Origin of the sequence: Bacteroides sp. MSSM.1001136sp1_RTP21357st2_D2_RTP21359_211015, from assembly GCF_040913205.1 — a bacterium.
Taxonomy (GTDB): Bacteria; Bacteroidota; Bacteroidia; order Bacteroidales; family Bacteroidaceae; genus Bacteroides; species Bacteroides ovatus.
This window is the reverse complement of record NZ_JBDFVF010000040.1, coordinates 14,532-41,304: the sequence shown is the minus strand read 5'-3', so window position 1 is coordinate 41,304 and position 26,773 is coordinate 14,532. Positions and strand designations below refer to the sequence as shown.

The 26,773-nt window shown below is 40.7% G+C and carries 26 protein-coding genes and 1 riboswitch; of the genes, 14 read left to right on the top strand and 12 right to left on the bottom strand.

Annotated elements, in window-relative coordinates:
* Positions 1-287 precede the first annotated feature (287 nt).
* Entirely contained in the window at positions 288-938 is a 651-nt protein-coding gene (locus tag AB5217_RS21185; RefSeq protein WP_008640760.1) for an HU family DNA-binding protein, read from the top strand.
* Between the two features lie 213 nt (positions 939-1,151).
* Here AB5217_RS21185 and AB5217_RS21180 read toward each other — a convergent pair whose 3' ends face one another.
* The 3 genes from AB5217_RS21180 to AB5217_RS21170 all read right to left on the bottom strand — a co-directional run bounded on the left by AB5217_RS21180 (position 1,152) and on the right by AB5217_RS21170 (position 4,731).
* Positions 1,152-2,231 (bottom strand): linear amide C-N hydrolase, encoded by a 1,080-nt coding sequence (locus AB5217_RS21180; protein WP_008777382.1) that lies wholly within the window; start codon positions 2,229-2,231, stop codon positions 1,152-1,154.
* Between the two features lie 167 nt (positions 2,232-2,398).
* Positions 2,399-4,111: a GAF domain-containing sensor histidine kinase gene (locus AB5217_RS21175; protein WP_032845244.1), complete on the bottom strand. Its 1,713-nt coding sequence runs from the start codon at positions 4,109-4,111 to the stop codon at positions 2,399-2,401.
* A gap of 299 nt (positions 4,112-4,410) precedes the next feature.
* Entirely contained in the window at positions 4,411-4,731 is a 321-nt protein-coding gene (locus AB5217_RS21170; RefSeq protein ID WP_004306435.1) for a DMT family transporter, read from the bottom strand.
* Between the two features lie 153 nt (positions 4,732-4,884).
* Here AB5217_RS21170 and AB5217_RS21165 point away from each other — a divergent pair, with 153 nt between their 5' ends.
* The 5 genes from AB5217_RS21165 (at position 4,885) to AB5217_RS21145 (ending at position 9,769) form a co-directional block, all read left to right on the top strand.
* Complete coding sequence (locus AB5217_RS21165) at positions 4,885-5,457, top strand: Crp/Fnr family transcriptional regulator (protein ID WP_004306434.1); 573 nt, start codon at positions 4,885-4,887, stop codon at positions 5,455-5,457.
* A gap of 74 nt (positions 5,458-5,531) precedes the next feature.
* On the top strand, positions 5,532-5,897 hold the full coding sequence (locus AB5217_RS21160; RefSeq protein WP_008020106.1) for an MmcQ/YjbR family DNA-binding protein: 366 nt from the start codon (positions 5,532-5,534) through the stop codon (positions 5,895-5,897).
* Between the two features lie 259 nt (positions 5,898-6,156).
* Positions 6,157-8,289 (top strand): cation:proton antiporter, encoded by a 2,133-nt coding sequence (locus AB5217_RS21155; RefSeq protein WP_004306431.1) that lies wholly within the window; start codon positions 6,157-6,159, stop codon positions 8,287-8,289.
* A 103-nt stretch (positions 8,290-8,392) separates the two neighbouring features.
* Positions 8,393-8,869 (top strand): DinB family protein, encoded by a 477-nt coding sequence (locus AB5217_RS21150; RefSeq protein WP_004299152.1) that lies wholly within the window; start codon positions 8,393-8,395, stop codon positions 8,867-8,869.
* Positions 8,870-8,923: 54 nt separating this feature from the next.
* Positions 8,924-9,769, top strand: a complete 846-nt coding sequence (locus tag AB5217_RS21145) for a 23S rRNA (adenine(2030)-N(6))-methyltransferase RlmJ (RefSeq protein WP_004299151.1) — start codon at positions 8,924-8,926, stop codon at positions 9,767-9,769.
* A 73-nt stretch (positions 9,770-9,842) separates the two neighbouring features.
* Here AB5217_RS21145 and AB5217_RS21140 read toward each other — a convergent pair whose 3' ends face one another.
* Complete coding sequence (locus tag AB5217_RS21140) at positions 9,843-10,463, bottom strand: hypothetical protein (RefSeq protein WP_008777379.1); 621 nt, start codon at positions 10,461-10,463, stop codon at positions 9,843-9,845.
* Between the two features lie 198 nt (positions 10,464-10,661).
* Between AB5217_RS21140 and AB5217_RS21135 the strand changes: the two genes are divergently transcribed.
* From AB5217_RS21135 to AB5217_RS21120, 4 genes are all read left to right on the top strand, one after another.
* The gene (locus AB5217_RS21135) at positions 10,662-11,078 is read left to right on the top strand and encodes a DUF3788 domain-containing protein (protein WP_032845243.1); all 417 of its coding nucleotides are present in this window, start codon (positions 10,662-10,664) and stop codon (positions 11,076-11,078) included.
* Positions 11,075-12,205: a GyrI-like domain-containing protein gene (locus AB5217_RS21130; protein ID WP_004306425.1), complete on the top strand. Its 1,131-nt coding sequence runs from the start codon at positions 11,075-11,077 to the stop codon at positions 12,203-12,205. Before AB5217_RS21135 ends, AB5217_RS21130 begins: the two co-directional genes overlap by 4 nt.
* A 31-nt stretch (positions 12,206-12,236) precedes the next feature.
* Positions 12,237-12,707 carry a GyrI-like domain-containing protein gene (locus tag AB5217_RS21125; protein ID WP_032845242.1) on the top strand — a complete coding sequence of 157 codons (471 nt, stop codon included), beginning with the start codon at positions 12,237-12,239 and terminating at the stop codon, positions 12,705-12,707.
* Between the two features lie 599 nt (positions 12,708-13,306).
* Entirely contained in the window at positions 13,307-14,719 is a 1,413-nt protein-coding gene (locus AB5217_RS21120; protein WP_008770674.1) for a PLP-dependent aminotransferase family protein, read from the top strand.
* On the opposite strand, the gene AB5217_RS21115 is transcribed toward AB5217_RS21120, so the two are convergent.
* Positions 14,711-15,907: a PLP-dependent aminotransferase family protein gene (locus AB5217_RS21115; RefSeq protein WP_004306421.1), complete on the bottom strand. Its 1,197-nt coding sequence runs from the start codon at positions 15,905-15,907 to the stop codon at positions 14,711-14,713. The genes AB5217_RS21120 and AB5217_RS21115 overlap by 9 nt on opposite strands.
* A gap of 249 nt (positions 15,908-16,156) precedes the next feature.
* On the opposite strand from AB5217_RS21115, the gene AB5217_RS21110 reads away from it, so the two are divergent.
* Positions 16,157-16,375 carry a hypothetical protein gene (locus tag AB5217_RS21110; protein WP_004299141.1) on the top strand — a complete coding sequence of 73 codons (219 nt, stop codon included), beginning with the start codon at positions 16,157-16,159 and terminating at the stop codon, positions 16,373-16,375.
* A 47-nt stretch (positions 16,376-16,422) separates the two neighbouring features.
* Here the strand turns inward: AB5217_RS21110 and AB5217_RS21105 are convergent, their stop codons facing one another.
* The 6 genes from AB5217_RS21105 to AB5217_RS21080 form a co-directional block, all read right to left on the bottom strand.
* The gene (locus AB5217_RS21105; protein ID WP_004299140.1) at positions 16,423-17,379 is read right to left on the bottom strand and encodes a GNAT family N-acetyltransferase; all 957 of its coding nucleotides are present in this window, start codon (positions 17,377-17,379) and stop codon (positions 16,423-16,425) included.
* A gap of 138 nt (positions 17,380-17,517) precedes the next feature.
* Positions 17,518-18,891: an MATE family efflux transporter gene (locus AB5217_RS21100; protein ID WP_004299139.1), complete on the bottom strand. Its 1,374-nt coding sequence runs from the start codon at positions 18,889-18,891 to the stop codon at positions 17,518-17,520.
* Between the two features lie 93 nt (positions 18,892-18,984).
* On the bottom strand, positions 18,985-19,719 hold the full coding sequence (locus tag AB5217_RS21095) for an alpha/beta hydrolase (protein ID WP_368112846.1): 735 nt from the start codon (positions 19,717-19,719) through the stop codon (positions 18,985-18,987).
* A gap of 80 nt (positions 19,720-19,799) precedes the next feature.
* Positions 19,800-20,330 (bottom strand): GNAT family N-acetyltransferase, encoded by a 531-nt coding sequence (locus AB5217_RS21090; protein WP_004306419.1) that lies wholly within the window; start codon positions 20,328-20,330, stop codon positions 19,800-19,802.
* A 13-nt stretch (positions 20,331-20,343) separates the two neighbouring features.
* Positions 20,344-20,970 (bottom strand): CatB-related O-acetyltransferase, encoded by a 627-nt coding sequence (locus AB5217_RS21085; RefSeq protein ID WP_004306418.1) that lies wholly within the window; start codon positions 20,968-20,970, stop codon positions 20,344-20,346.
* Between the two features lie 71 nt (positions 20,971-21,041).
* Positions 21,042-21,512 carry an Lrp/AsnC family transcriptional regulator gene (locus AB5217_RS21080; protein ID WP_004299136.1) on the bottom strand — a complete coding sequence of 157 codons (471 nt, stop codon included), beginning with the start codon at positions 21,510-21,512 and terminating at the stop codon, positions 21,042-21,044.
* 178 nt (positions 21,513-21,690) lie between these two features.
* Between AB5217_RS21080 and AB5217_RS21075 the strand changes: the two genes are divergently transcribed.
* Together AB5217_RS21075 and AB5217_RS21070 are read left to right on the top strand one after the other, a co-directional pair.
* Positions 21,691-22,977 carry an O-acetylhomoserine aminocarboxypropyltransferase/cysteine synthase family protein gene (locus AB5217_RS21075; protein ID WP_004299135.1) on the top strand — a complete coding sequence of 429 codons (1,287 nt, stop codon included), beginning with the start codon at positions 21,691-21,693 and terminating at the stop codon, positions 22,975-22,977.
* Positions 22,978-23,045: 68 nt separating this feature from the next.
* Entirely contained in the window at positions 23,046-23,285 is a 240-nt protein-coding gene (locus tag AB5217_RS21070) for a hypothetical protein (RefSeq protein ID WP_004306417.1), read from the top strand.
* A 102-nt stretch (positions 23,286-23,387) separates the two neighbouring features.
* On the opposite strand, the gene AB5217_RS21065 is transcribed toward AB5217_RS21070, so the two are convergent.
* Entirely contained in the window at positions 23,388-24,296 is a 909-nt protein-coding gene (locus tag AB5217_RS21065) for a mechanosensitive ion channel family protein (RefSeq protein WP_004299133.1), read from the bottom strand.
* Between the two features lie 127 nt (positions 24,297-24,423).
* Positions 24,424-24,520: riboswitch (TPP riboswitch) on the top strand.
* Between the two features lies 1 nt (position 24,521).
* Between AB5217_RS21065 and AB5217_RS21060 the strand changes: the two genes are divergently transcribed.
* The gene (locus AB5217_RS21060; RefSeq protein ID WP_032844372.1) at positions 24,522-26,771 is read left to right on the top strand and encodes a TonB-dependent receptor; all 2,250 of its coding nucleotides are present in this window, start codon (positions 24,522-24,524) and stop codon (positions 26,769-26,771) included.
* Positions 26,772-26,773 lie beyond the last annotated feature (2 nt).

The window sequence follows — 26,773 nt, the reverse complement described above, 5'->3', positions numbered from 1 at the left end:
CTTTTATCTTCCGGTAAACAAGCATTTTATCCGATAAATACCTGCATATTATTTGCATTTGCCTTATTATTTATGTATCTTTGCTTAGTAGTTGTCAAGGGCTCACCCGTGTGAACAAACAGGCTATCAATTGTAAATAAAAACGTCTACAGACGTAAACAGCCTTGTTCACATGGGTGAGCCCTTGCAAAGCATTAGAGCTTAACAAAAGAAACATTAAGCATTAATGTATTACTATCTAAGAGAATACATAACAAGAACAGTTCATTTAAAACAAATATAGAGCTATGGCAATATTATTCGATTGGTATGAAGACCCGAAGCCTTCAAACAAACAGCAGGGAGAAAACGGAAACACCCTGCATCCGCGCATCAAATACAACGGTTCCACAGGGACCGACGTACTGCGCCGACGTATTCAAGAACGTTGTTCACTGACAGAAACAGACGTCACAGCCGTACTTGATGCGCTTTCGCACATCATGGGACAGGAATTGGCGGAAGGACGCCAAGTTCATCTGGACGGCATCGGTTATTTCCATCCCTGCCTGACGACCACGGAACCTGTAACGGTAGACACAAAACGGAAAGTGACCAAAGTGAAGCTAAAGGCCATTCAGTTTCGTGCCGACCAGACATTGAAAAACGAATTCGGCGTTCTTAAAGTGAAAAACCTCAAAGGTGGACTGGATTTCACCCAACTGACGAACGAGGAAATTGACCTGCAACTGACTAAGTACTTCCGTACTCATCCATTTATGCGGAGACACGACTTCCAATATCTTTGCGGAATGGCAAGAAGTACAGCCATGCGACATATCCGACGTCTGCGCGACGAGGGTAAATTGAAAAATATGGGTGGAGCCATGCAGCCGATTTATGTGCCGGGAAGTGGATATTATGGTAAGAATAAAGAAGTTAGTGTGAAAACGGAATAAGATTGGTCAACTCAAATCAGGACGAGACAGAGTGAGAGTAAAAAGTTACCCTCACCTACTCTCACCTTTACCCTCACACCTGTAACCCCGATGAATAAATGGATTGAGCACAAAGGGTGAGGGTGTGAGGGTAAAACGTCACCAACATTTATTTGAAAACATTCTTAATGCGAGCAACTATTATACAAGAGCACCTCCATACCGTTCCATATTTTACCGGGGAATCTTAACCATTTCAACCGGCTGCTCCTGTATCTTATCCAACGGTTGTGATTGATATTTTACCTTTGAGAAATCAATAGCTTTTAAGTCAATGCAACGTATCGAATTGTTATAAGCTGTTTTATAATAAACCTTCCGGTTCGTGAGGTCGATAGCTGAGGTCCATTGCGTAGCACTGGGAATATCCGGAATATCACCCTGTGAATGTTCTATACCAATAGGAATATCAAAATTATTAAGCAAGTGGAAACATTGCTGCACGGTATCAAAGCCTGTGGCACGTTGCGGAGCTGTCCCCCGGTAAAAGGCCGCACGCACAAACCGCGAAGGAGGCGTGGCATCACCCGGAATGCCGAGAAAACCGGAGTTGCCACCAGTAGGTTGCAACGTAATACCGCTCAATTTTTGCACGGAAGCGTCACCCGGATGAAGATTGACGTAATTGTTCAAATTTGTAAGTTGCCATTCAAAACCGGGGGCATTCGTCAATACTCCTACTTCATTCTCATAAAAATGCGGCACACCACCTACAATTTCCAACACAACCTGACGCCCCGACGGTTCACCGATACGCCAATGTACTACCGCTGTCTTTTCCAATCCTACAACACATACAGAAGAAAGGGCTGCCTTCACCTCGTCGATAGTGGAAAACTGCGACAACAGCCACTCCGTCACTTGAAGGTCTGCCAGTGTCCGCTGGTTCTGTGCAGCATCATACGTTTTATATCCCCCATAATGAGGAAAGAAAAATAGTCCGGCCGAAAGTCCGGCCTCATTGATTCCTTCGGCAATAAATTCTTTTTGTACAACAGCCAGACCAACCACTCCATATTTTGCCGTAAACGTTAGTCCGTTGACACCTGTAGGAGTGAATGACGTGAGCTGTTGACCACGTGGAATAATCACATACTCGCTTTGCAACACACCGCGCGCCCATTCAATCGTACGGGCTTGCACATAACTGCCGTCACGGGATGTCAGCGAGATTCCCGTACAAGCTACAGCCTGAAAAGTGCTGCCACATACGGCAGCAATCCCTAGCAATAAGTTCTTTGTCATCTTCATCATTATTTATATATTTATTCGCTAAAAACTCAATACTGTATAAAGACAACAAAATATAGGTTATTTTAGTTGCAGACACCTCTCTCAAGAAAACTATTGTTTTTTGTTCGTCCCGTACTTTGCGGAACAATATACGTAGTTTGCTTCAATATGCAATCTCTTTTTTTTGGTTAAGCACCGGGAACATACGGATGAGTGAACCAGAAGCACGACCCTTCCCCCTCACGGGATTCGACTCCAATCTTTCCGCCCATCCTATTGACCAGGCTTTGACAGATGGATAATCCCAATCCGGCACCTTGTACAAATGAGTCCAGTTTTACAAAACGATTAAATATTTCATGTTTTTGTTCATCGGGAATTCCTTTGCCCGTATCCGTTACACAAAAACGTACCTGATTTTCATCTTCCAATGAATAGGAAAGTGTAATTGAGCCCTTAGTGGTAAACTTCAAGGCATTAGTCAGGAAATTAGATAGTACTTGCACGATTCGGTTTTTATCAGCATCAATCACAATCTGCGGTGAATTTTCATCAAAACGCAGTTCGACCGCACTGTCACGTTTTTTATGTGAGAAGGTAGCAATCACTTCCCGGCAAAGTTGTGGTACATCCACTCGTCCCATAACAAGATCTATCATACCGGCTTCGATTTTGGAAATGTCCAGAATGTCGGAAATAAGGTTGAGCAACAGCTCATTGTTCTCCTGCGCTAAAGACATATATACATGACGTAGCTCCGCCTCATCGGTTTCGGCAAGCAGACTGGAAAAACCGACGATGGCATTCAAAGGAGTACGTATTTCATGGCTCATATTGGCAAGGAATGCTGATTTGAGCCTGTCCGATTCTTCCGCTTTTTCTTTAGCTTGAATCAGCTCTAGTTCCACCTGTTTGCGGGTGGTGATATCGGTAGCCAGTTCCATGATTGCCCAACGTCCGTCGAGCCATTTTATTGCCATGCTCTGGATGGTATACCAACGTTTGGTGACCGGATTGTAGTCTTCCCAAAAATGAACGCCTGTAAACTTACGGTTGGCATCGAGCAACTTCGGCTTCGGGCAGTGTTTACACCCATTTTCCAGACCTGCATTCAACATTCTCCAACATTCCGCATTTGCCGGAACTTCTCCTGCTTCTTCCCTGAAAGGCTTATTGGCAAAAATCACTTTCAACGTATCGTAATCACTCACAAAAATATTGGCATTGATATTGTCCAATACCTTTTGCATGGTTCGCTGTGACTGTTGCAACGATGTTTCAACTTGCCAGCGTTTGGTAGCAGTAGATACGATTTGCGATATCTGGCTCATCAGTTCCACATCTTTTTCATCCCATTGTTTGTTCCAGCAAAAGTTGAACGAAAGAAAGCCGAAATGTACTCCCAATTGTGACAGGGGAAAAACAGCAATGGCTTTTACGCCTTGCACTTCGAGCATTTGAGTAATAAAGGGATCAAGCGAATAAATATCGGACGTACAAATGATATGGTTTTCTTCCAGCATGTCGAACCAGGGTTTTCCCGCTTCAATGGTCATACTCCGCAAGTAATCGATAGCGGGTTCTATACCGTCGTTGCACCATTCGTTGGTGCAGCCATACGTAACTCCGTCGAGGTGGTTTTCCCATGTCGCCAAACGGTCGACACCAGTATAACGGCCAATTTCGGCCAGTGCCATATTCATAGCAGTAGGTATATCCGGTTCCAATTGCAAAATTTGCAGTACCTTGATAAATAATGCCTGCCGTCGGTTGGTTGCTTCGAGATTCTCCTGAATAGCGATCAAGTCTTTAGATTTCTCTTCAACCATCTGTTCGAGGCTGGTACGGTACTGTTCCAGTTCCATACCGCCCCCTTGAGGTTCAGAATCAGTGGATTTCATGTTTAATAGATAACAGTAAATAGAATTTTAGTTTAGTTTCGAATCCGGACGAGATGCGTCCCACATTCTGCAAATATATACATTTATTTTAGAAACCAAACTTTTTCCCATCAAAACGACTTCTTATAAATGCCTAATAATCGCAGAATTACGAAAGCATATATTACATAATCGACCTCGTCAATTCCAAACTTCCTCAATATTATACCGGATGGAATCTTTTCAACAATATATGACTTACACTGAAAAAGTCCTTATCACACTTTTCTATCTATTAAAACTAAATCCTATTCGTCTGGTTATATCAGTTTCAACCCTACGATTGAAATAATCAGAGTCGTCATAAAAAACAAACGACCCAAAGTTGCCGGTTCATGAAAGAACAGGATACCGATCAATACAGTCCCCACCGCTCCTATCCCCGTCCAAACAGGATATGCAGTGCCGATAGGCAATGTTTGCGCAGCCTTTGCCAGTAGGAACATGCTTAAGGTTACAGAGATTACAAATCCCGCTCCCCACAAATAAAAATCGGTGCCTGTCGCTCCTTTAATCTTGCCTAGACAAAAGGTAAAACCAACCTCAAACAGTCCGGCAATAATCAATATAATCCAATTCATATCATTCTATTTTAATATTAGACTGCAAAATTAACAAGATGCCCGGAGCTTTCACTTTACATTTGATAAGAAACGACGGTGTAAGAGTATCATCAAATCTTCTTTTCCTAATATAACTTTTTGTATTTTTGCAGAATAATGATTCAATGCGATATGGATATACACGAGATTATAAACAGGATATATCGGATGCCGGAGGCTTCAGCGGATAAGGTGGTCAAACATCTGTCAAAAATCACATATCCCAAAGGTTATCATATATTGGAGGCTGGCAAGACTGAAACGAATATCTTTTTCATCGAGAAAGGGATTGCTAGAGCTTATATTCCCGTAGACGGAAAAGAGGTAACGTTCTGGATTGGGAAAGAAGGGTCAACCATTGTCTCATTGAAAAGCTATGTAAATAATCAACAAGGGTATGAGTCAATGGAACTGATGGAAAACTCGGTGTTGTATCTATTAAAGCGCAAAGACTTACACGAATTATTCAAGGAAGATATCCATATTGCCAACTGGGGGCGCAAGTTTGCCGAATCAGAGTTCCTGCAAACAGAGGAAAGACTTATTTCTCTCTTATTCACCACCGCGTCCGAACGGTATATGAAGCTGATACAAAATAATCCGGAGCTATTACAGAGAATACCATTGGAATGTCTTGCTTCTTATCTGGGAATAACTCCGGTAAGTTTAAGCCGGATAAGGGCGAAATTGAAACGGGTACTTTGAGATAGAAACATATTTTTCAAAAGCGAACAGAAAGTGATATAGTTGTGTTTTGAATGAATCAAAAGAGAGAAGTCATGAATATCGAAGATTATAGAGAATATTGCCTGTCAGTCAAAGGAGCAACAGAATGTATGCCGTTTGATGAACATACTTTGGTTTTCAAGGTTATGGATAAAATGTTCACTTTTGCTACATTACGTCCTAAAAACGGAAGATTCTGGGCGGATATGAAATGTAATCCTGATAAATCAGAAGAGCTCATAGAACAATACGAAGACATTTTTTGGGGACCTTTTTCGGATAAGAAACATTGGATAACCGTTTACTTGGAAGGAGATGTTCCCGATAAACTCATAAAGGAGTTGATTAGCCACTCGGTAGAAGAAGTTTTAAAGAAGTTACCCAAGAAAAAACAAGAGGAATACAAGAACATGATTTAGGATTCGAAAAATAGACATATCCGGCACTACTATTATTGCTAAAAGTAGAGCCGGATAAAATCACTATACACCCCAAAACGCACACACGGATAAAATCATCGTATATTTAAAAACGTATGTCCCAGGAACACTTGCATTCTTCATTCCGGCAATCATGAATCTGGAGAAAAAATAAATGACTAATTTTATTAACTAATGCTTTTTTAGAAGCATTTTTTTAGGTTATTTTGCGGAACAAATATCACGAACTCGTCAAATTATGGATTGGATTGGCCTTGATTTAACATTCCCTATCACCGACCCTACATGGATATTTCTCCTTGTACTCTTGATTATATTGTTTGCTCCGATATTATTGAATAAACTGCGCATCCCTCATATTATCGGTATGATCCTGGCAGGACTGGCTATTGGCGAACATGGATTTAATATCCTGGCACGAGACAGCAGCTTTCAGTTATTCGGGAAAGTCGGACTCTATTACATCATGTTCCTGGCTGGTCTGGAAATGAATATGGGAGATTTCAAAGAGACGCGAAACAAAGCATTGGTACTGGGATTACTGGCTTTTATCGTTCCTATCGGGATTGGATTCATGGCAAATGTATCTTATCTGAAATATGGTGTAATCACCTCTGTATTATTAGCCAGCATGTATGCCTCCCATACGCTCGTGGCCTACCCCATCGTCACCCGCTTCGGCATATCACGCCATCGTAGCGTAAGTATTGCCGTAGGAGGAACGGCCGTAACGGATACACTCACGCTGCTGGTACTGGCTGTTATAGGCGGATTGTTCAAAGGAGAAACCGGAGGATTGTTTTGGATTTGGCTGGTGGTAAAAGTAATCTTTCTAGGGGCACTAATTATTTATTTCTTTCCGCGCATCGGTCGTTGGTTCTTTCACCGGTACAATGACAACGTGATGCAATTTATTTTCGTGCTTGCGATGGTCTTTTTAGGAGCAGGGTTGATGGAGCTTGTTGGTATGGAAGGTATCTTGGGAGCTTTCCTCGCAGGATTGGTACTTAACCGGCTCATCCCCCACGTCTCTCCATTGATGGATCATTTAGAGTTCGTTGGTAATGCACTTTTTATTCCTTATTTCCTTATCGGAGTGGGAATGTTAATCAACTTACGTGTTATTTTCGGAGAGGGGGATGCCTTAAAAGTTGCCGCCGTGATGATAACCATGGCGCTGACAGGCAAATGGATTGCTTGCTGGCTCACTCAAAAGATATATAAGATGTCTGTTCTTGAACGAAATCTAATGTATGGTTTGAGTAATGCACAGGCGGCAGCCACATTGGCGGCTGTATTAGTTGGATACAACATTATTCTGCCCACCGGCGAACGTTTATTGAATGATGATGTACTGAACGGAACAGTCTTGCTTATCCTGGTTACTTGCGTAGTGAGTTCACTGATTACCGAACGGGCAGCCAGAAAAATGGCGATGGATGATTCACAACCTGAAAATGAATCGTCGAAAGAAACAGAGAAGATTTTAATATCCATAGCCAACCCGGACACTATCGAGGACATGGTAAATCTTTCTCTAGTCATACGTGACCCCAAATTGAAAGACAATCTCCTGGCATTAAATGTTATCAACGACGATAATAACTCTGATAATCTACGAATTCGAAGCAAACATTATCTGGAAAAAGCCGAAATGACAGCAACGGAAGCAAATGTACCACTCAAAAAGGTCACCCGGTATGATTTGAATATAGCTTCCGGTATTATCCATTCAGTCAAGGAGAATGAGATTACGAGTATTATCACCGGCCTGCACCGCAAGAAAAACATCACAGATTCATACTTTGGAATACTTGCCGAACACTTATTGAACGGATTAAACTGTGAAATAATTATCTCTAAATTTCTGATACCGGTCCATACAATCAAACGGATTGTCGTTGCCGTCCCTCCTAAAGCCGAATATGAATCCGGCTTTCCGCATTGGATGGAACACTTCTGTCGCATGGGGAGCACTCTTGGATGCCGCGTACACTTCTTTGCCAATGAAAAGACTACCATCCGCCTACAAGCGTGGATAAAGAAAAGGCATAAACAGACGCTTACCGATTTCTCTCTCTTAGAAGACTGGAATGACCTGCTGGTATTGACAGGACAGGTAAGTTACGATCATTTATTGGTTATTATCAGTGCACGACCAGGAACTCTTTCGTATGACAGTTCTTTTGAGAAGTTACCGAGACAGCTCGGGAAATATTTCTCCAACAATAGCTTCATCGTGCTGTATCCTAACCAGTCGGGAGAGCCGTTGGATACGTCTTTCTTCTCCAAGCTATATACTGATACCGAAACCCGACATTATGAGAAGGTGGGCAAATGGTTTTACAGGTGGTTTAAGAAAGAGGGATAAAATTAGAATTGAAAAGTTCCGTTTAATTTATAAATATCGACACATTTATCTATATTTGTACCATTAGCAATTTTGCTATAAACACCTAAAGGAAAAGAATGGTATGTCAAACGTCGATTTTTCCAAAATAACAGAAGGAATCTATCATGTGATAGAAACTGAAGAGAAAATACTAACCGGGCTACAAAATGATACGATCACGTTGAAACGTAATAAACAAAATCGTACCATCAAACAGATTCTCGGACATTTGATTGATTCGGCATCAAACAATCACCAACGCATGGTCAGATTGCAATACAGTAAAGATTTGCTTTTCTTTCCCGATTACCGTCAGGATAATGATCTGTGGATAGCATTACAAGATTACCAAAATGAAGATTGGAACAACCTGATTCAACTATGGAAGTTTTTTAACCTGCATATCATTCAGGTTATAAAATCTGTAGACCAGACAAAACTGGATAGCTACTGGTGTGATTTTGAAGGAACAAAGGTTACGCTACAAGACATGATAGAAGGTTATCTAAGTCATTTGCACCTGCATATTCATGAAATCCATGAATTAATGAATGCCTAAAAAGGATAGCGGTTGCAGTTCTTTTATATTCTATAAATATTAAGATGTACCCACATGGCAACTTACACTCATTTCGCAAAACAACCCGATGTACTGAAACATCTGATACTCTGTGAAGTTCTTAGAAATGAAGCCCCACAAGTATATGTAGAAACCAATTCCGCATGTGCCATCTACTCCATGACGCAAACTCCGGAGCAGCAATATGGTATCTATCATTTCCTGGAGAAAGCAGATGATGACAAATCTCTAAAAGATTCCATTTATTACCAACTGGAAAACCCGGAAATGACAAAAGGAAATTATCTGGGTTCTCCTGCCCTGGCAATGAATGTATTAGAGAAGCAAGCAAAAAGGTTTGTATTCTTTGATTTAGAAAAGAGTGCGTTGGAAAATGTGGGTACCTATGCCAAACAAGTCGGATTAAGTGCATCTGTAGAGATGCATCATGCCGACTCTTCGAGAGGTACCATAGAGCTATTGCCTTCACTTCCTTCATCCTCTTTCATTCATATCGATCCTTACGAAATAGACAAGAAAGGAGATTCAGGAGTAACCTATCTCGATATCCTGATACAGGCTACTCAATTAGGAATGAAGTGTTTATTATGGTATGGATTCATGACCGAAGATGATAAAGAATCTTTGGACAACTATATTGTATCCAGTCTGGAAAAGGCAGGTATCAAGGATTACATAGGTGTAGAGCTTACTATGAATTCAATAAGAAAAGACAGTATATTATGTAATCCGGGCATTTTGGGAAGTGGTATTTTGGCTACAAATTTATCACAAATCTCCAAAGATACCATTCTTGATTACAGTAACAAACTGGTTGATATATACAAAGATGCTAAATACAAAGATTATGATGGAAGTTTATATATTCAGCATCTTTGATATCCACTTATTAATTTAATTACCTAGAACATTACTCTACAAACAGAGCGTCAGAAAGCCGGAGCTTTTAAAATCAGTTTCCGGCCTTTTGGCTATAAATTAACTTATTTCTTTGGCTGATTGTCCACAAACCATCTATTAGCCGTACATTTTTCGTATCGTCATCTTCCACGTTCCATGCATAACCTCCTGAAGGCAGGCCACGTCTCTCCAATATTTCATTGGGCTGATTATTGGAAAAGAAAAGTTCCAGTTGCGTAGAGTCAGGACTAAACACAATAAAGGCAGAAGCATTGCTATCGTCCACCGATTCCGTGCGGATTCCTTTCTCAAACAAGCGGATACAGTCTTTTTGCACTTCACACCATACATATCCGGCAGAACCGATACAGCCATGTTCATCCCGATCACCTCCCACAATCGGAGATTGCGGATACTGAACTAATTTAGAAGCCGGCATTCCCGGTGTATATTTTCCGGTATAGAACACTTCCAGCGTATCATTCAGAAGCAAACCGTTGACTTCATCTTTATTTGCATCCATCGTACTGAACGAAAGGGTATCATTCTTATCAGTAACAATCGTTACCGTATTCATGGTTGCATCACTAACGATTCCTTTTGAGCTTGCCACTTTTGACGAGCAACCTGCCATGAGGCAGAGCGTACCTACTGCTAATAATATTGTTTTCATTTTCTTTAATTGGGGCTTTGTTTTAAAATTAATGCAAAGATAAAGGTTATACAGCCAATATTTCGCTTTTACAAAATAAATTAATTTCCGGGCAGATTGTTCACCAGCTACACACAAAATGCCTATATTGGACAACGATCTATTAGAAAATCAGCCTACCTTTGTGATATGGATAATCAAAAGTAAATACAGAATACCATGAAAGAAACTTTGCAGATTCCCACTCCCGAAACACTGGAAGCCTTGATAGGTAAGGAACTTTATGATATATGGACTTCACTTTGCCAGCTTATCGAGCAAAAGTACAATATGGAACAACTATGGAACCATGGAGGAAAAAAATGGATATACGAATATAAATATCGCAAAGGCGGAAAAACGCTGTGTGCCCTATACGCCAAAGAACAAACGATTGGTTTCTTGGTCATTTTAGGTAAAGATGAGCGTACCAAATTTGAATCTCTGCGAGAAGTATTCTCCAATGAGACTCAAAAGATATACGATGAGACGACTACTTTCCACGATGGGAAGTGGCTTATGTTCGAATTGAAAGACACTTATTTATTTAATGATATGGAGCGACTGCTATCCATCAAACGAAAACCCAACCGATGATTGAATCAGATATAAATAAAAGGTATTGTCAAAGTTGCGGGATGCCTCTCCGCTTTGATATAGAGAAATATCTGGGTACTAACTCCGACGGTTCCCGAAGTGATGAATATTGCTACTACTGCCTGAAAGATGGAAAATATATCGTCGACATTCCGATGTCGGAAATGATTAATATCTGGATAAAATACACCGATAAGTACAATGAATATGCAGATACCGCTTATTCGCCGAAGGAACTTAGACGAATACTCAACGAACGGCTCCCCAAACTGAACCGATGGAAACAGAAGTTGGAAACCAGTAATATCCATCACCAAAAGATTCAGGATATAGTCGTTTACATCAACAATCATTTATTCGATAGTTTAGATGCAGATATACTTAGTACGATAAGCGGACTTTCCAAATATCACTTCAGAAGAGTGTTTCAAACCGTTGCCGGAGAAAATATTGGAAGCTACATACAACGTTTGCGCCTCGAACATATAGCACATCTGTTAGTATCCACCGACTTTACATTAAATCAGATTTCGGAGCAAACAAACTATCAGACTAAATTCAGTCTGGCAAAAGCCTTCAAAAAACATTTTGGAGTGTCAACCTCTCAATATAGGGAGAAGTATAAGCCGATGTATGACGAACAGCATGCGGTTATCACTCCTGAAATCCGGTCGATTCTGCCGATGAAAGTATTTTGTATCGAGGTGGGTGAAAAGTATAAGGATGAACTCCGATACAAATTAATATGGGACAGGCTCACCAACTATGCTAGACAGCGCAATGAAGAAAAGTCGAATGATAAGTTTGTCAGCCTTAGTATGGACGACCCGGCCATCACCCCAATAGATAAATGTCGCTTCTATCTCGGGGTCATAATCGATAACAAAGAAAATGATTTCCAGCCGGGAGTGATAGAAGTTCCCGGTGGTCGTTATGCTATATTCAGGCATATCGGTGACTACTCTTTATTGCATAAATTCTACCGGACTATTTATGAAGAGTGGTTCCCGGAAAGTAAATATCGTCCTCAAAGCACCTTTAGCTTTGAAATGTATATGAACCGCCCTGCCTCCACCCTTAGAACAGAACTAATTACCGACATCTATATTCCGGTCATCAAGAAATAATTAATTATCAACCCTCTAAAAACAATGTATTATGGGAAAAATTTCAGAAATCATGCTATTGAAGCAACCGAAACAGCCCGCTTTGGCTGTTGAAGTACAAACAGATATGAACGGAATGTCGGAAGCTATCGGAAAGAACTTTGTAAAAATAGACTCTTTATTTAAGGAACAGGGTGAAGTCACTACCGACATCCCCTACGTTGAATATCCCAACTTTGAAAGTCTGACGGAACACAATATCAAAATGATTATCGGTCTAAAGTCATCCAAAGAATTACAAGGTGAAGGGGATATACGATCTATAACGATACCGGAAAGAAAAATAGTTTCCTGTTTGCATAGAGGAACTTACAGTGAATTGGCTGTCCTATACAACGAAATGATGGAATGGATAAAAGCCAACGGTTACAAACCTTCGGGAACATCCATTGAATATTATTACAGCAATCCCAATGTACCCGAAGAAGAACAGGTGACGAGAATAGAAATGCCACTATTATAAATGTTGATTTCATCTACTTCATCATGTAGATTCTTCCCAAGCTCCAATTATTGTTATTTGATTCAAAACGGTACAGAAAGGAATGGAACAGATTCTTTTATAAATGCCATATTTTAGTTCTAATGTAAATATTATTGCAGTAATAGATGCAATAGAAATAAACGGTGTTGCCAAAAAAAATGTCAACAAAATTCCTATGTATTCCTGATAGATAACATTATTTTGTAAAGCACTGTTATCCAGGCGGTTACTATTCGGGCTTTTCCTTTAAAACCAATAACCCGTTTCTCACCGAGAAACAACCTTTTCGACACCGAGAAACGAAGTGTTTCTCACCGAGAAACGAATCGACTGTTGAAGTCCTAAACTTAAATTAAGAAAATTGTTCGTCTCTTTTATTTTTGACGCTTCTATCGTAGGAATGTATATGTTGAAATATATTTCAATGATAATCTTGTCATGTCTAAAATATAATGATATGGAATAAATTTATAACTGAATAGCAAGCAATTATAAAAAATGACTGAATGAATTATTTGCAATCAAACAACAACAGATACAGACATCATTTTTGTATCTTTGCCAAGTACAGAATAAACATGAAAAGAGAAATCCTATATCAAAAGATAGCCGGCACTATCGCCTGGCAAATAAAAACAGGTATATGGAAAGCAGGCGAGAAATTACCTTCTTTACGTACTATCAGCAATGAATATGGCGTAAGTTTAAATACAGCCATTCAGGTATATTATGAACTGGAAAAGGAAGGATTCATCATTTCCCGCCCCAAATCAGGGTACATTGTCAATTATAAGCCACTAAATTTGTCTGCGCCGGCAACAACGCAGCCTTCCGCTCAATCTCCGGGAAAGGAAGAAGCAGACTTAATCATGGAAGTATATCATTCCATCGAAGATTCGTCTATCACCCGTTTTTCGCTGGGAATACCGGAAGATGTTTTATTGCCTATTGCCAAACTCAATAAAGAACTGACCAAGGCCATGTATTCACTTCCGGGGAACGGCACTAGGTATGAAGACCCTCAAGGAAACATTCGTTTGAGAAACTATATTGCCCGTTTTGCGTATAGCTGGAATGGAAATCTGACCGAAGATGATATTGTTACTACCACAGGAGTAACCAATTCCATCTCTTTAGCATTATCTGTTATTGCTCAAAGAGGAGACACGATAGCTGTTGAAAGTCCTGTTTATTTCGGGATATTACAGTTGGCCAACAGTATGGAGCTTCATGTGCTGGAACTGCCGACCAATCCTGTAACAGGCATCGAACCCGATGCTTTAAGAAAAGTATTGCCGCAGATCAATCTATGCCTGCTTATCAGTAATTTCAGTAATCCGCTTGGGAGTTGCATGCCCGATGAACATAAGAAAGAGATAGTACAGATGTTGGCGGAACACAATATTCCTCTGATTGAAGATGATTTATACGGCGATGTATTCTTCGGACATTCACGCCCTAAGCCATGCAAAGCTTTCGATGAAAAGGGACTTGTGTTATGGTGTGGTTCTGTATCAAAGACGTTAGCTCCCGGTTATCGGGTAGGCTGGATTGCCCCCGGTAAGTTTAAGGATGCTATTATTCGTCAGAAACATATTCATTTAATATCCACTCCTACCCTCAACCAAGAAGCCATTGCCAACTTCATGGAGAACGGCAGGTATGAGAATCATTTACGCAAGTTGCGCCATGAGCTACATTCCAATAGTCTTCATTTGGCACAAGCTATTACCGACTATTTTCCCGAAGACACTAAAATCATCACTCCACAAGGAGGTTTTATGCTTTGGGTGGAACTGAATAAAAAGATTGATACCACGGAGCTATATTACAAAGCGATGCAACATAAGATCAGCATTGCTCCCGGACGCATGTTTACTCTGCACGACCAGTACAGAAACTGTATGCGCTTGAGTTTCGGTCAGCAATGGAGTGCTTTCATTGAAGAACGCTTGCAGGTTTTGGGAAACATTATCAAAGAATCATTTTGATTGACTGATATACTCCTTTACCACTTCGCCGAGGGTTTTAAGTCCTTTCTCTATTTTGTCTTCGGGCATATTAGAGTAGTTGATCCGAAGCGTATTTTCCTTGTTTCCGTTCGGATAAAAGGAGCCTCCCGGAACAAAAGCAATCTTTTTCTCCAGGCTTCTGACTAAAACATCACGTGCCGAAATCCCTTCGGGAAGTTCTATCCATGTAAATAATCCGCCTTCGGGACGAGTAAACTTTATAGTATCAGGAAAATAACGTTCTATACTTTCAATCGCCACATTTCTGCGTTTTCTGTATACTTCTACTATTTTGGCAATATGTTTATCAATATCATAGCGCTTCAGGTATTCGGCGATGGTCATTTGGGCAATAGTGTTGCATTGTAAATCCGTACCTTGCTTGACCAATACGTATTTGCGGATAATCTCTTTATCCCCCGCAATCCAGCCAATCCGGAAACCGGGACAGAATATTTTCGAGAAACTACCTGTACACAGGATATTTCCAGCCTCATCAAAAGACTTTATAGATGGCAAAGACTCTCCTTCAAACCTTAACTCGCCGTACGGATTGTCTTCAATAACCGCAACACCATACTTTGCGGATAATTCAGCCAGCTTCCTGCGTCTTTCCAAACTCCACGTTTTTCCTGTAGGATTTTGAAAAGTAGGTATTGCATATATCAGCTTTATATGAGGAGTATTGCTCAAAACATCTTCCAAAACATCCATCATCATACCGTCCCCATCCGTAGGAAGTTCAATAAAGCTACATCCATACGCTTTGAATGCACTGATTGCAGCCAAATACGTAGGGCTTTCGCAAAGTACGATGTCTCCCTCGTCCAGGAAAACTTTTCCGGATAAGTCCAATCCTTGTTGCGAGCCATGGGTAATCAGAATATTATCTTTATCGAAAGTCGTGCCCAAACGTTCGTTCATCCGGTTGGCAATCCATTCGCGCAAAGGGACATAACCTTCTGTTGTGGTATATTGGAGCGCTTTCGTACCTGCCTCTTTCAATACGATCTGATTGATCTCATTGATTTCATCTATCGGAAAAAGTTCCGGAGCAGGCAGACCACCTGCAAACGAAATCACATCTTCCTGTTCGGTAACTTTTAATATTTCTCTTATTTCCGAAGCCTTTATATAAGACATTCTTTTAGCAAAATTCAACTTCATAACCTTTAAGTATATTAGGAGATTAAAACAACACTGCAAAGTAAATCAAAAAAGAAAGACGAGAACAGATACACTTTTTTATATATTGACAGGTACAGATGACTGACTTTTCAAAGGATAAGTATATGAAGTTAATCTCCCCGATTACTTATTTCGTCATGAGTAATCAGGGCATTCGTCGAATAATCCTATACAGAACCTTGTTTAAACCTACCTTTGCACTGAAAACAAAAGTAATTGATAGTAACTATGGAAGAGCAAATACTCATTTTTCGAACCTCGGTTAGAAATGCACGGGATATAAAACATATCGCAGCGCTGTTCACCCTATGTCCCCAAATCTACAAATGGAATGTAGATATGGAGGACTGGGAAAAAGTGTTGAGAATAGAATGTCAGGGAATCACTCCGACTGAAATATCAAAGGCATTACGCGCTATCAACATTTATGCGCAGGAACTGGAATGAAGGGGCAATGCGCCCCTTAATAAATTCACCATCCACCTTTTTCATTTTCACTCTTCAATCATTAATTCCATCTGTATGTCTCCTCTTTCATAAGTCGTGTGATATTCGGGAAGTTCCTTGAAGCCCAACTTATGATAAATATGGATAGCCGGTTTCAGACGCGTATTGCTCTCTATAAAGATTCTTTTACCACCAAGCTCCTTCGCTTTATTTACAACTGCTTCGCAAAGCAGTACTCCAATACCTTTGCCCTGAACCTTAGGGCTGACAGCCAGTTTGGCCAACTCATAATCATAAAGCGGATGATCCATCTTACACAAAGCACATACACCGACCGGCTCATCTTTATAAAGAGCCACCAAAATAGCTCCTCCCTTATCCAGAATATATTCCTTTGGATGATCCAAAGCCTTGTAATCGGCCTCTTCCATCCGAAAATAAGCAGTTATCCACTCTTCGTTAAGGGTCCGGAAGGCAGATTGATAGCAAGGTTCATAAGGAACTATTTTGATGTCCTTACTCTCTCGTTCCTTTTTCGCTTCCTTCACCCGCTCCAACAGGGATTTATCCAACAAAAGATTCTCCCATTCTTCGATAGCCTCCCAAAGGTCATTCCGGGTTTGCTGCGTGATTTGCTCAATAGCTGCCGTAACATCTATACACTGTTCCGAAAAAGAGTCGGACATTCTTTTTCCTTTGGCAGATAACATGACCATGTTTCTTCTCCCGTCGGATTTGTCCTTTGTCTCCTTCACTAATCCTTTAGCTACCATTTCTTTAATAATATTACTCACGGAAGGATGAGAATGACCAATCTCTTTGGCTATGGACGTAATGGTTTTTGCCTCCCCACGTGATAATACAAAAAATACAGGAAACCATTTCGGTTTGAGGTCTACTCCAAACATTTTATAGATGGCGGCTGCATCTACTGTTATTTTATCGGTCAACATGCGTAATCTGCTACCGATGGCTAATTTGCCTGTCTGATTAAAAAAGTCCATGTTTTTATTAGTTGCGTCACTAAATACGTAATTGATTACGCAAATATATTAGCTTTTTATAATATGAACAAACATTTTTCGCAAAAATACGTAAGCCGTTACATAATTAGTTCTATTTATGGATAAACATCAGGAAATTTAGCTTATGTGCAAAGTGCTCCTTTGGATTTTTCCCAATATTTTGGGGAACTGCCAGAAGAACAACAAAGTACAACAAATTGCCGCTGTCGCATCGGATATTGCTTCAGCCGCATATACACCGGCTACTCCCATAAAATGTGGCAATATTAATGCCAATGGGATCAATAGGATTGCTTTGCGCAACAAGGCTATGAAAATAGAAATTTTTGCTTGTCCCAAGGCTACAAACATATTTTGGCAGGCTCGTTGCAATCCGAAAATAGTCATACCACCCAAGAAAACAGGCATTGCCCAGCGGACTGTTTCTATCAATCTTTCATCACTCGTAAAGGCGGAAGCTACTGTTGAGGGGAAAAGAATCATAAACAACATCAGCAGTAAGTTGAATGAGAACATGGTTATCAATGCGACACGGAAACAGTCTTTGACACGTTGTTTATCGCCGTGCCCATAATTATAACTCACAATAGGAACGAACCCTTGCGCAAATCCTGTTAATGGGACACTTGCAAATTGCATCGCACTTTGCAAGATGGTCAATGCGCTGACATAAATATCTCCAAAATCTTTCAGGCTGCTGTTCAGAACAAAGCCGACCAGGCTTTCGGTACTTGCCATAATAAACGGTGATACGCCCAAAGCAAATATAGAAAGTATTATTTCCCGGTTCAACGCCATATAACGTTTTTCTAAAGGGAGAGAGGCGTGCCGGGAGAAAAGGAAAGTTAAAACCCACACTGCACTACATGCCTGTGAAAGCACTGTAGCCAGAGCTGCACCTTTTACTCCCATATCGAGCCAAAAAATGAAAATCGGGTCGAGGACGATATTCAACAGTGCTCCTATTAATACCGAGTACATGGCGATAGCAGGACGCCCTTGTGCATTGATAAAAGAATTTAATCCTGTGGATATTTCTACGAAGATAGTTCCTAATAAATAGATAGAAAGATAGTTGACTGCATACTCCAATGTATTTTCTGAAGCTCCTGTAAAGAGTAGAATCGGCTCCATAAAGGTATATGCGATGAGAGAAGTAAACAAGGTGAATAGTATCAGCAGGATAAAACCATTACCCAGAATTTTTCCGGCACGTGAACGATCCCCCTGTCCGAGTGCGATAGCCGCTAACGGCGCACCGCCACCTCCTACTATCGCTGAAAAAGAAGAAATCAGTATAACAAGAGAAGTCGTTACTCCTACACCCGCCAATGCATCCGTACCAATCCCAGGGATATGACCAATATAAATACGGTCGACCATGCTATAAAGCAAATTAACAAATTGCGCTGCCACAGCCGGAAGTGCCATCTTAAAAACAAGCGGTAACATGCGCTCTGTCCCCAGTCGTTCTTCATATTTATTTATCATCCCAAACTTCTTTTTCTAAAATCAGTTGCAAAGTTATAAGAAAAACAGGCTTCCGATTTAAAACCATTGGATAAAATAAATATAATACATCAGTTATCTCCGTGTAAGAAATCCATAGATATACTGATTGATAAGGTTGTGTTGTTCTTCCGTTCCATTCTCCCCCATATTACTATGCGTTATTCCGTCCAATTTCACAACCTTCATCCGGAATTGTTCCTGCTCCTTTTCAGTGGGTAATACTCCTGAATCCGCATCATAATCGCATCCTCTTAACGTATAAAGTCGAGGATTCCGTGTTCTAGGCATTATCATTCTGCGATGATCCATAGATATGGCTTTATTTATCAACTGCGGATATCGGGTAGCAAATAACATGGTCATATCTCCGCCATTGGAATGTCCTATCAATATAAAGTCATTCCAATTTAATTGTGGCTTCAATTTCTTAAATTCCTGAATAGTAAAAAGAATATTTGCCACTCCCCTTTCCCAATTTGGCATGCGTGTTTCCATGAAATTACCTTCCATGGCCCAAAGAGGATCATCTGCCAATTCATGTTGTATGCTTATTACGTAAAAGCCTTTCTGGGAAAGGAATCGTGTTAGATAGGCATAAGTCTGATTGGACTTATTATTTTTATTTCCATCGTGGCCGTGGCTAAATATAATGACTTTTGTTTTCGAATTCACTTTGTGCGGCTGATAGACGGCTAGCGGTATCACTCTGTTTCTTGAAGCATCAAAAAGGCAAGTCGAAAACTCTATTTGTGAGAAACAAGAGAGTGCTGATAATAAAAGAACAAATACAATAATTAGTTTCTTCATGTCTATGATGTGATATTTATTATTCTATAAATCTAAGAGCAACTGAATTATAACAATGAATGCATAATGTAAGGAAGGGATTATAAAATGATTTTCTCATAAAGTTTGAACCACTCTAAACCGTAATGACCCAATCCTAAATCTACGGTATCAATGTATTCGAACCCACACTTTTCGTACAATGAAATAGCCGGAAGATTTTTCTCGTAAACATCTAACCGCACAGACTTTATCCCCGAACTTTGAGCCAATTCCAATGAATAATCCATTAATGCATGCCCTACTCCTATTTTCAAAAAAGAAGGATGTACAACAAAAGTATGTATCACAAAGATATGACTATAGTCCAGTTCTATTTTCCATTTGACATTCTCATAAGCCTTTTCCGGTTGATGATTTAAAATGACTGAACCGACAATTCTTCCATCATATCTTGCTACGTAAAGCGTTTCATCATTTACACCGGCAACCGCATCTTCCCGAACAGGATAAACACCTTTTATCCACCCGGGATAATTAGTCGTAGCAGCCAGATAATCATTCAGTTCATCATACAGCTTTTCCAGTTCATCTATATCAGCAGAAGTTCCGGGCTCTATTGTAAATTTCATATATACACACTGTTTATCTTTTTATCAGTTCTTCAATCTTTCCACCTGTAATATAAGGTATACATTCGGATATCTTCTCAATACTCCAATCCCACCATTGCAATTTCTGCAATTGGACAATCGTATTCTCATCAAAACGCTTCCGGATTTCTTTGGCTGGTGTCCCACCTACTATCGTATAAGGAGGAACATCTTTAGTAACCACTGCCCGCGACGCAATAACCGCTCCATCTCCGATATGAACTCCTGCCATGATAACAGCTTCATATCCAATCCAGACATCATTACCTATTACTATATCCCCTTTATTATCCCAAGCAGAAGTTACATCTCCTTTATCTAAATTCCATTCCTCAAAAAAGATAGGAAACGTATAATTGGATAAAGAACCCAATGTGTGGTTTGCGCTGTTAAAAAGAAATTTGGCTCCACAAGCAATGGAACAGAATTTGCCAATTATCAATCGGTCTTTATTAATCGGATAATGATATAATACATTGTTCTTCTCAAAAAGAACAGGATCATTTACAAAGTCATTGTATATTGTATAATCACCTACCATAATGGCAGGATTCTTAATCACTGTATTCAGATAAACAGTCTGGAAATCATTGGTGCGAGGATATGTTTTTGAATTCATTGTGTCAGCAGAAGAGGATTTATATTACATAGCAAATATACAAGATAAATTTCAGACTATCACACAACGAACTAAATATGTATCCCATATTGATGCTTCACTTCAGCCATTACAAACGTGCTTTCCAGTGATCCTAAGCTATCAATCGTCCCCAACACATTCAGAATAAACTCCTGATAGTATTTCATATTGGGAGCATGAATCTTCAACAGGTAATCATAACTTCCTGATATGTTATAACATTCGGTTACTTCAGGAATATCCTGTATAATCCGTGTAAACTCGGCTGCTATATCCCTGTTCAGACGTCTAAGCTTCACACTGCAGAATACGACAAATCCCTGATTCAGCTTTTCCGCATCCAATACGGCAATATACTTCTTTATATATCCTCCACTCTCCAACCGTTTAAGACGTTCAAAAACAGGAGTTGAAGAAAGGCTCACCCGTGCAGCCAACTCTTTTGTCGTCAATCGGGCGTTTTCTTGCAAAGTACGGAGTATTTGCAAATCGACTCTATCCAGTTTATCAAAAGTATCCATAAGAAAAATATTCTTCTAAAAGGTGATTTCTAGGAATAGCACAGTTATATTATTCCATATAATGGCACAAAAATAGCATTATTTTCTATATTTTAGATATATATTGTTCGATATATCTTCATCCAATAACTTTGCAAGAAAATAAAGAAAGAATATTAAACTTAAAAAATATACGATTATGGCAACAAAGAATTTACATTTCGAGACTTTACAAGTTCATGTAGGACAAGAACAAGCAGATCCGGCAACAGATGCCCGTGCAGTACCTATTTATCAGACTACTTCTTATGTATTTCACAACTCCGCTCACGCAGCCGCACGTTTCGGCCTGCAGGACCCGGGAAACATCTACGGTCGTCTGACCAACTCCACTCAAGGAGTTTTTGAACAACGCGTAGCCGCTCTTGAAGGAGGAGTAGCAGGGCTGGCAGTTGCTTCGGGTGCCGCTGCTATCACTTATGCTTTCGAGAACATCACTCGTGCAGGCGACCATATTGTGGCAGCCAAAACTATTTATGGAGGAAGCTATAACTTACTGGCTCATACCTTACCCAGTTATGGCATCACAACAACATTCGTTGATCCAAGTGATTTATCGAACTTTGAAAAAGCCATTCAGGAAAATACGAAAGCCGTATTTATCGAGACATTGGGAAATCCGAACTCAAATATCATTGATATAGAGGCAGTAGCTGAAATAGCCCACCGCCACAAAATACCTTTGATTATTGACAACACATTTGGTACCCCGTATTTAATCCGCCCTATCGAACACGGAGCAGATATCGTAGTACATTCCGCAACAAAATTCATTGGCGGACACGGTTCGTCATTAGGAGGAGTCATTGTAGATTCGGGCAAATTCGACTGGGTAGCTTCCGGCAAATTTCCACAACTAACCGAACCTGATCCATGCTATCATGGCGTACGCTTCGTTGATGCAGCCGGTCCGGCTGCCTATGCCATCCGTATCCGGGCTATTCTGCTGCGCGACACAGGTGCCACCATCAGTCCATTCAACGCTTTTATCCTGTTGCAAGGCTTGGAAACTCTTTCCTTGCGCGTAGAACGCCATGTAGAAAATGCATTGAAGGTAGTGAATTTCTTAAACAATCATCCGAAAGTGAAGAAAGTGAACCATCCGTCATTATCCAATCATCCTGACCATGCACTGTATCAACGTTACTTCCCGAATGGTGCCGGTTCCATTTTTACTTTCGAGGTAAAAGGCGGACAAGAGGAAGCACACCGCTTCATCGACAGCCTGGAGATTTTCTCCCTGCTTGCCAATGTTGCCGATGTGAAATCATTGGTGATCCACCCGGCAAGCACTACCCATTCACAGCTCAATGCACAGGAACTCGCCGAACAGGAGATTTATCCGGGCACCGTACGTTTATCAATTGGAACGGAACATATTGATGACCTGATTGCGGATTTGGATCAGGCGCTTGCCAAAATCTAACATTCAATCATTGAACTTTCCATGACTGCAAGATGTTATACCTATATAACATTAAAAACATTGCAGTCATGGAAAAATATTTAATACACAGCAACGAACTGCATCTGATAGACGCAGAGAAAATCCATCAAGCCGTAGAAAAGATGGTGGAATCACTCGATTTAGCCGCAGGATCAACCACTAACTTCGATCTCTATCAGGTTGTGGAAAACTACTTTAAAGATCTCGAGAAAAGGAGAAAAATTAATCATGTACTGGGAATCAAAGAAGATAGATATGAACTAGCCGAAGATTTCGGTATAAAATAAAAAAGAGATTTATTCAATCACACCAGACAAGTTTTCCAAAAAATAAGGGAGTTGCACGTTAAGTACAACTCCCTTATTTTTTGAATTATCAGAGTATAACAATCAATTTCCCTGATGCACAGTAAGCTGTGGGAAAGGGAAGTTGATACCTTTTTCATTGAAGGTTTCGTAAATAGCTTTATTGGTATCGAAATAAACACCCCAATAATCTCCGCTATTTACCCATACACGTACCACCACATTCACACTGCTGGCATCTAGCGCATGAAGAGCTATAAACGGAGCAGGTTCATTCAAGATACGTTTATCTTCAGCCAGAATATCACGAACTATCTGCTGAACCTTATTGTAATCTTCCCCATAATCTATACCAATAATCCATTCTACACGGCGGGTTTCCTGGTGACTGTAATTAATCACTACTCCACTACTTAATGAACCATTCGGTATATAAATCAGTTTATTATCCCCAGTAGTAAGGATGGTATGGAATATCTGAATTTCTTTTACTGTACCGGCTGATCCCTGCTGTGTTTCTATCCAATCGCCAACTTTATAAGGTTTGAACAAAAGAATAACCAGTCCACCGGCAAAGTTTTGCAGATTACCGGATAAAGCCATACCGACAGCGACACCGGCGGAAGCCAATAAAGCCGCAAATGAAGTTGTCTCAACTCCCAAGGCACCGACAACAGAAATGATTAACAGGATTGTCAACAGAATATTGACCAGACTTCTAACGAAAGTTTTGATACTTACATCTACTTTTCGTTTATCCATCAGACGCCTGATGAATTTGTTGAGCAGCGAGATGAGGAAACGTCCGACGACAAAGACAAGGACCGCAATCAATATACGTTCTCCGGCACGAATACCGAAGTCTATCAATTGTTGAGTAATCAGCGAAAGCTTATCCAATCCGTCAGCATTGGCAATCGCCTCTTTCATTAATTCGTCTGCAGCCACTTGCACAGAGTCCGCAGCTTGTGTTGCTTGCAATAATAGTAGCATAATTAAATATATATTAAGTGAATAAATGCAGTTTTGTTATTTCAACAATTTACAAAGTTATATTGTTTTTAGTGAATCTAAAAGTTTTTTTTGCTTTCCTCCTGCAAAAGCAGTATTTTTGTCACCGATTCACTGGTAGGGGTGCCTTAACATGACGGGCTGAGAACATACCCATAGAATCTGATCCGGGTAATGCCGGCGTAGAGAACTAATTAGTAAGCAAAAATGAAAAGAATTGTATGGATGGCCGTCGCCTTATTGGGCGCAGGTATCACTGTTCATGCACAGACGAGTGCAAAGGATAGTATGAGAGTAGTAAACCTGCAAGAGGTGCAGGTAGTGTCCACACGTGCCACAGCCAAAACTCCCGTGGCATTCACCAATATAGGCAAAGCAGAACTCAAAAAGGTAAACTTCGGACAGGATATCCCCTATCTGCTAAGTATGACTCCTTCCACACTGACCACATCGGATGCAGGAGCTGGTATCGGCTATACGACACTTCGCGTACGTGGAACCGATGGCACACGAATCAACATCACGGTAAACGGCATACCGATGAACGATGCCGAAAGCCATAACCTGTTCTGGGTGAATATGCCCGACTTTTCTTCTTCCGTAAAAGATATGCAGGTGCAGCGCGGAGCAGGTACATCGACGAACGGAGCAGGTGCTTTCGGAGCCAGTGTCAATATGCAAACCGAAGGTGCATCTATGAAACCATACGCCGAATTCAATGGTTCATACGGTTCGTTCAACACGCACAAGGAAACAGTGAAAGTGGGAACCGGCCTACTCAATAACCACTGGACGTTTGACGCCCGCCTTTCCAATATCGGTACGGACGGATACATAGACCGTGCTTCGGTGGACTTGAACTCTTACTACCTGCAAGGAGGTTATTTTGCAGAAAACACATCTGTGAAGCTCATTGCATTTGCCGGAAAAGAAAAAACATATCATGCTTGGGGATACGCAACAAAAGAGCAAATGGAAAAATTCGGCAGACGCTACAATCCTTGCGGGGAAATGTACACTGATGCCAACGGCAAAAAATATTATTACGACGACCAAACAGATAATTATCTGCAAAAGAATTATCAGCTTCTCTTCAATCATACTTTCTCGACAGCCTGGAATCTGAACGTTGCCTTACATTATACCAAAGGTGACGGTTATTACGAAGAGTACAAAGACGGCAGATACCTGATAGAATATGGTTTAAAACCATTTACAATAGATGGAACCGAAGTATCTAAAAGCGATTTAGTCCGTCAAAAGAAGATGGACAACAAATTCGGCGGCGGCGTTTTTTCTCTCAATTACACGGCCAACAGGCTAAATGCGTCTCTGGGAGGTGGTTTGAATCAATACCGGGGCAATAACTTCGGAAGAGTTCCCTGGGTGAAAAACTACGTAGGTTCTCTATCTCCCGACCATGAATATTACCGCAACAAATCCAAGAAGACCGATGGAAATATTTATCTGAAAGCGAACTACGATCTTACTAGAGGACTAAGTGCTTATGCCGATCTCCAGTATCGCCACATCAACTATACCATCGACGGAAACAATGATAAATATGACTGGAGCAAGAATGCCCTGCGTCCACTGGCAGTAGATAAAAAGTTCGATTTCTTTAATCCGAAAGTAGGATTAAACTGGAACATCACTTCCAACCATCGTGTCTATGCCTCTTTCTCGGTTGCTCAAAAAGAGCCAACAAGAAACAATTATACGGATGGTGATCCGGACTCGTACCCCAAAGCAGAAAAGCTGCTCGACTATGAAGCAGGATATACCTTCGCCAACCAATGGCTGACAGCAGGTGCAAACTTCTACTACATGGACTATACCGACCAACTGGTTCTGACCGGAGCCTTAAACGATATAGGTGAAGCACTGACCGAAAACGTGCCGGACAGTTATCGCATGGGAATCGAAATCATGCTGGGAATCAAACCGTGCAAATGGTTTCAATGGGATATCAACGCTACATGGAGCAAAAACCGTATTCAGGATTTCGTAGAGAGCCTGCCGGGCTACCACTATAATGACGACGGTAGCTCTACTTCTCTCCCGACTATTCAGATAAAGCATAAAGACACTCACATTGCTTTCTCACCGGACTTCTTACTCAACAATCGTTTCTCATTCAATTATAAGGGATTCGAAGCTGCCCTGCAATCACAGTTCGTGAGCAAACAGTATATGACAAACGCAGAAGTTGAAGAACTGACTCTTGATAAGTATTTTGTCAGCAACCTCAATCTGGCGTACAGCTTCCGTCCCAAGAAAGTACTGAAAGAAGTCACCGTAGGATTTACTGTATACAATCTGTTTAATGAAAAATATGAAAACAACGGCTGGGCATCAAGTGACTACACCGATACGCTGGAAAATCGGGGAAACTATGCCGGATATGCTGCACAAGCAGGAACAAACGTTATGGGACATGTTTCTTTCCGCTTTTAATC

Coding starts and splice junctions, on each gene's coding strand:
- AB5217_RS21185 (WP_008640760.1), top strand. CDS start 288: ATGGCAATATTATTCGATTGGTATGAAGACCCGAAGCCTTCAAACAAA.
- AB5217_RS21180 (WP_008777382.1), bottom strand. CDS start 2,231: ATGATGAAGATGACAAAGAACTTATTGCTAGGGATTGCTGCCGTATGT.
- AB5217_RS21175 (WP_032845244.1), bottom strand. CDS start 4,111: ATGAAATCCACTGATTCTGAACCTCAAGGGGGCGGTATGGAACTGGAA.
- AB5217_RS21170 (WP_004306435.1), bottom strand. CDS start 4,731: ATGAATTGGATTATATTGATTATTGCCGGACTGTTTGAGGTTGGTTTT.
- AB5217_RS21165 (WP_004306434.1), top strand. CDS start 4,885: ATGGATATACACGAGATTATAAACAGGATATATCGGATGCCGGAGGCT.
- AB5217_RS21160 (WP_008020106.1), top strand. CDS start 5,532: ATGAATATCGAAGATTATAGAGAATATTGCCTGTCAGTCAAAGGAGCA.
- AB5217_RS21155 (WP_004306431.1), top strand. CDS start 6,157: ATGGATTGGATTGGCCTTGATTTAACATTCCCTATCACCGACCCTACA.
- AB5217_RS21150 (WP_004299152.1), top strand. CDS start 8,393: ATGTCAAACGTCGATTTTTCCAAAATAACAGAAGGAATCTATCATGTG.
- AB5217_RS21145 (WP_004299151.1), top strand. CDS start 8,924: ATGGCAACTTACACTCATTTCGCAAAACAACCCGATGTACTGAAACAT.
- AB5217_RS21140 (WP_008777379.1), bottom strand. CDS start 10,463: ATGAAAACAATATTATTAGCAGTAGGTACGCTCTGCCTCATGGCAGGT.
- AB5217_RS21135 (WP_032845243.1), top strand. CDS start 10,662: ATGAAAGAAACTTTGCAGATTCCCACTCCCGAAACACTGGAAGCCTTG.
- AB5217_RS21130 (WP_004306425.1), top strand. CDS start 11,075: ATGATTGAATCAGATATAAATAAAAGGTATTGTCAAAGTTGCGGGATG.
- AB5217_RS21125 (WP_032845242.1), top strand. CDS start 12,237: ATGGGAAAAATTTCAGAAATCATGCTATTGAAGCAACCGAAACAGCCC.
- AB5217_RS21120 (WP_008770674.1), top strand. CDS start 13,307: ATGAAAAGAGAAATCCTATATCAAAAGATAGCCGGCACTATCGCCTGG.
- AB5217_RS21115 (WP_004306421.1), bottom strand. CDS start 15,907: ATGAAGTTGAATTTTGCTAAAAGAATGTCTTATATAAAGGCTTCGGAA.
- AB5217_RS21110 (WP_004299141.1), top strand. CDS start 16,157: ATGGAAGAGCAAATACTCATTTTTCGAACCTCGGTTAGAAATGCACGG.
- AB5217_RS21105 (WP_004299140.1), bottom strand. CDS start 17,379: ATGGACTTTTTTAATCAGACAGGCAAATTAGCCATCGGTAGCAGATTA.
- AB5217_RS21100 (WP_004299139.1), bottom strand. CDS start 18,891: ATGATAAATAAATATGAAGAACGACTGGGGACAGAGCGCATGTTACCG.
- AB5217_RS21095 (WP_368112846.1), bottom strand. CDS start 19,719: ATGAAGAAACTAATTATTGTATTTGTTCTTTTATTATCAGCACTCTCT.
- AB5217_RS21090 (WP_004306419.1), bottom strand. CDS start 20,330: ATGAAATTTACAATAGAGCCCGGAACTTCTGCTGATATAGATGAACTG.
- AB5217_RS21085 (WP_004306418.1), bottom strand. CDS start 20,970: ATGAATTCAAAAACATATCCTCGCACCAATGATTTCCAGACTGTTTAT.
- AB5217_RS21080 (WP_004299136.1), bottom strand. CDS start 21,512: ATGGATACTTTTGATAAACTGGATAGAGTCGATTTGCAAATACTCCGT.
- AB5217_RS21075 (WP_004299135.1), top strand. CDS start 21,691: ATGGCAACAAAGAATTTACATTTCGAGACTTTACAAGTTCATGTAGGA.
- AB5217_RS21070 (WP_004306417.1), top strand. CDS start 23,046: ATGGAAAAATATTTAATACACAGCAACGAACTGCATCTGATAGACGCA.
- AB5217_RS21065 (WP_004299133.1), bottom strand. CDS start 24,296: ATGCTACTATTATTGCAAGCAACACAAGCTGCGGACTCTGTGCAAGTG.
- AB5217_RS21060 (WP_032844372.1), top strand. CDS start 24,522: ATGAAAAGAATTGTATGGATGGCCGTCGCCTTATTGGGCGCAGGTATC.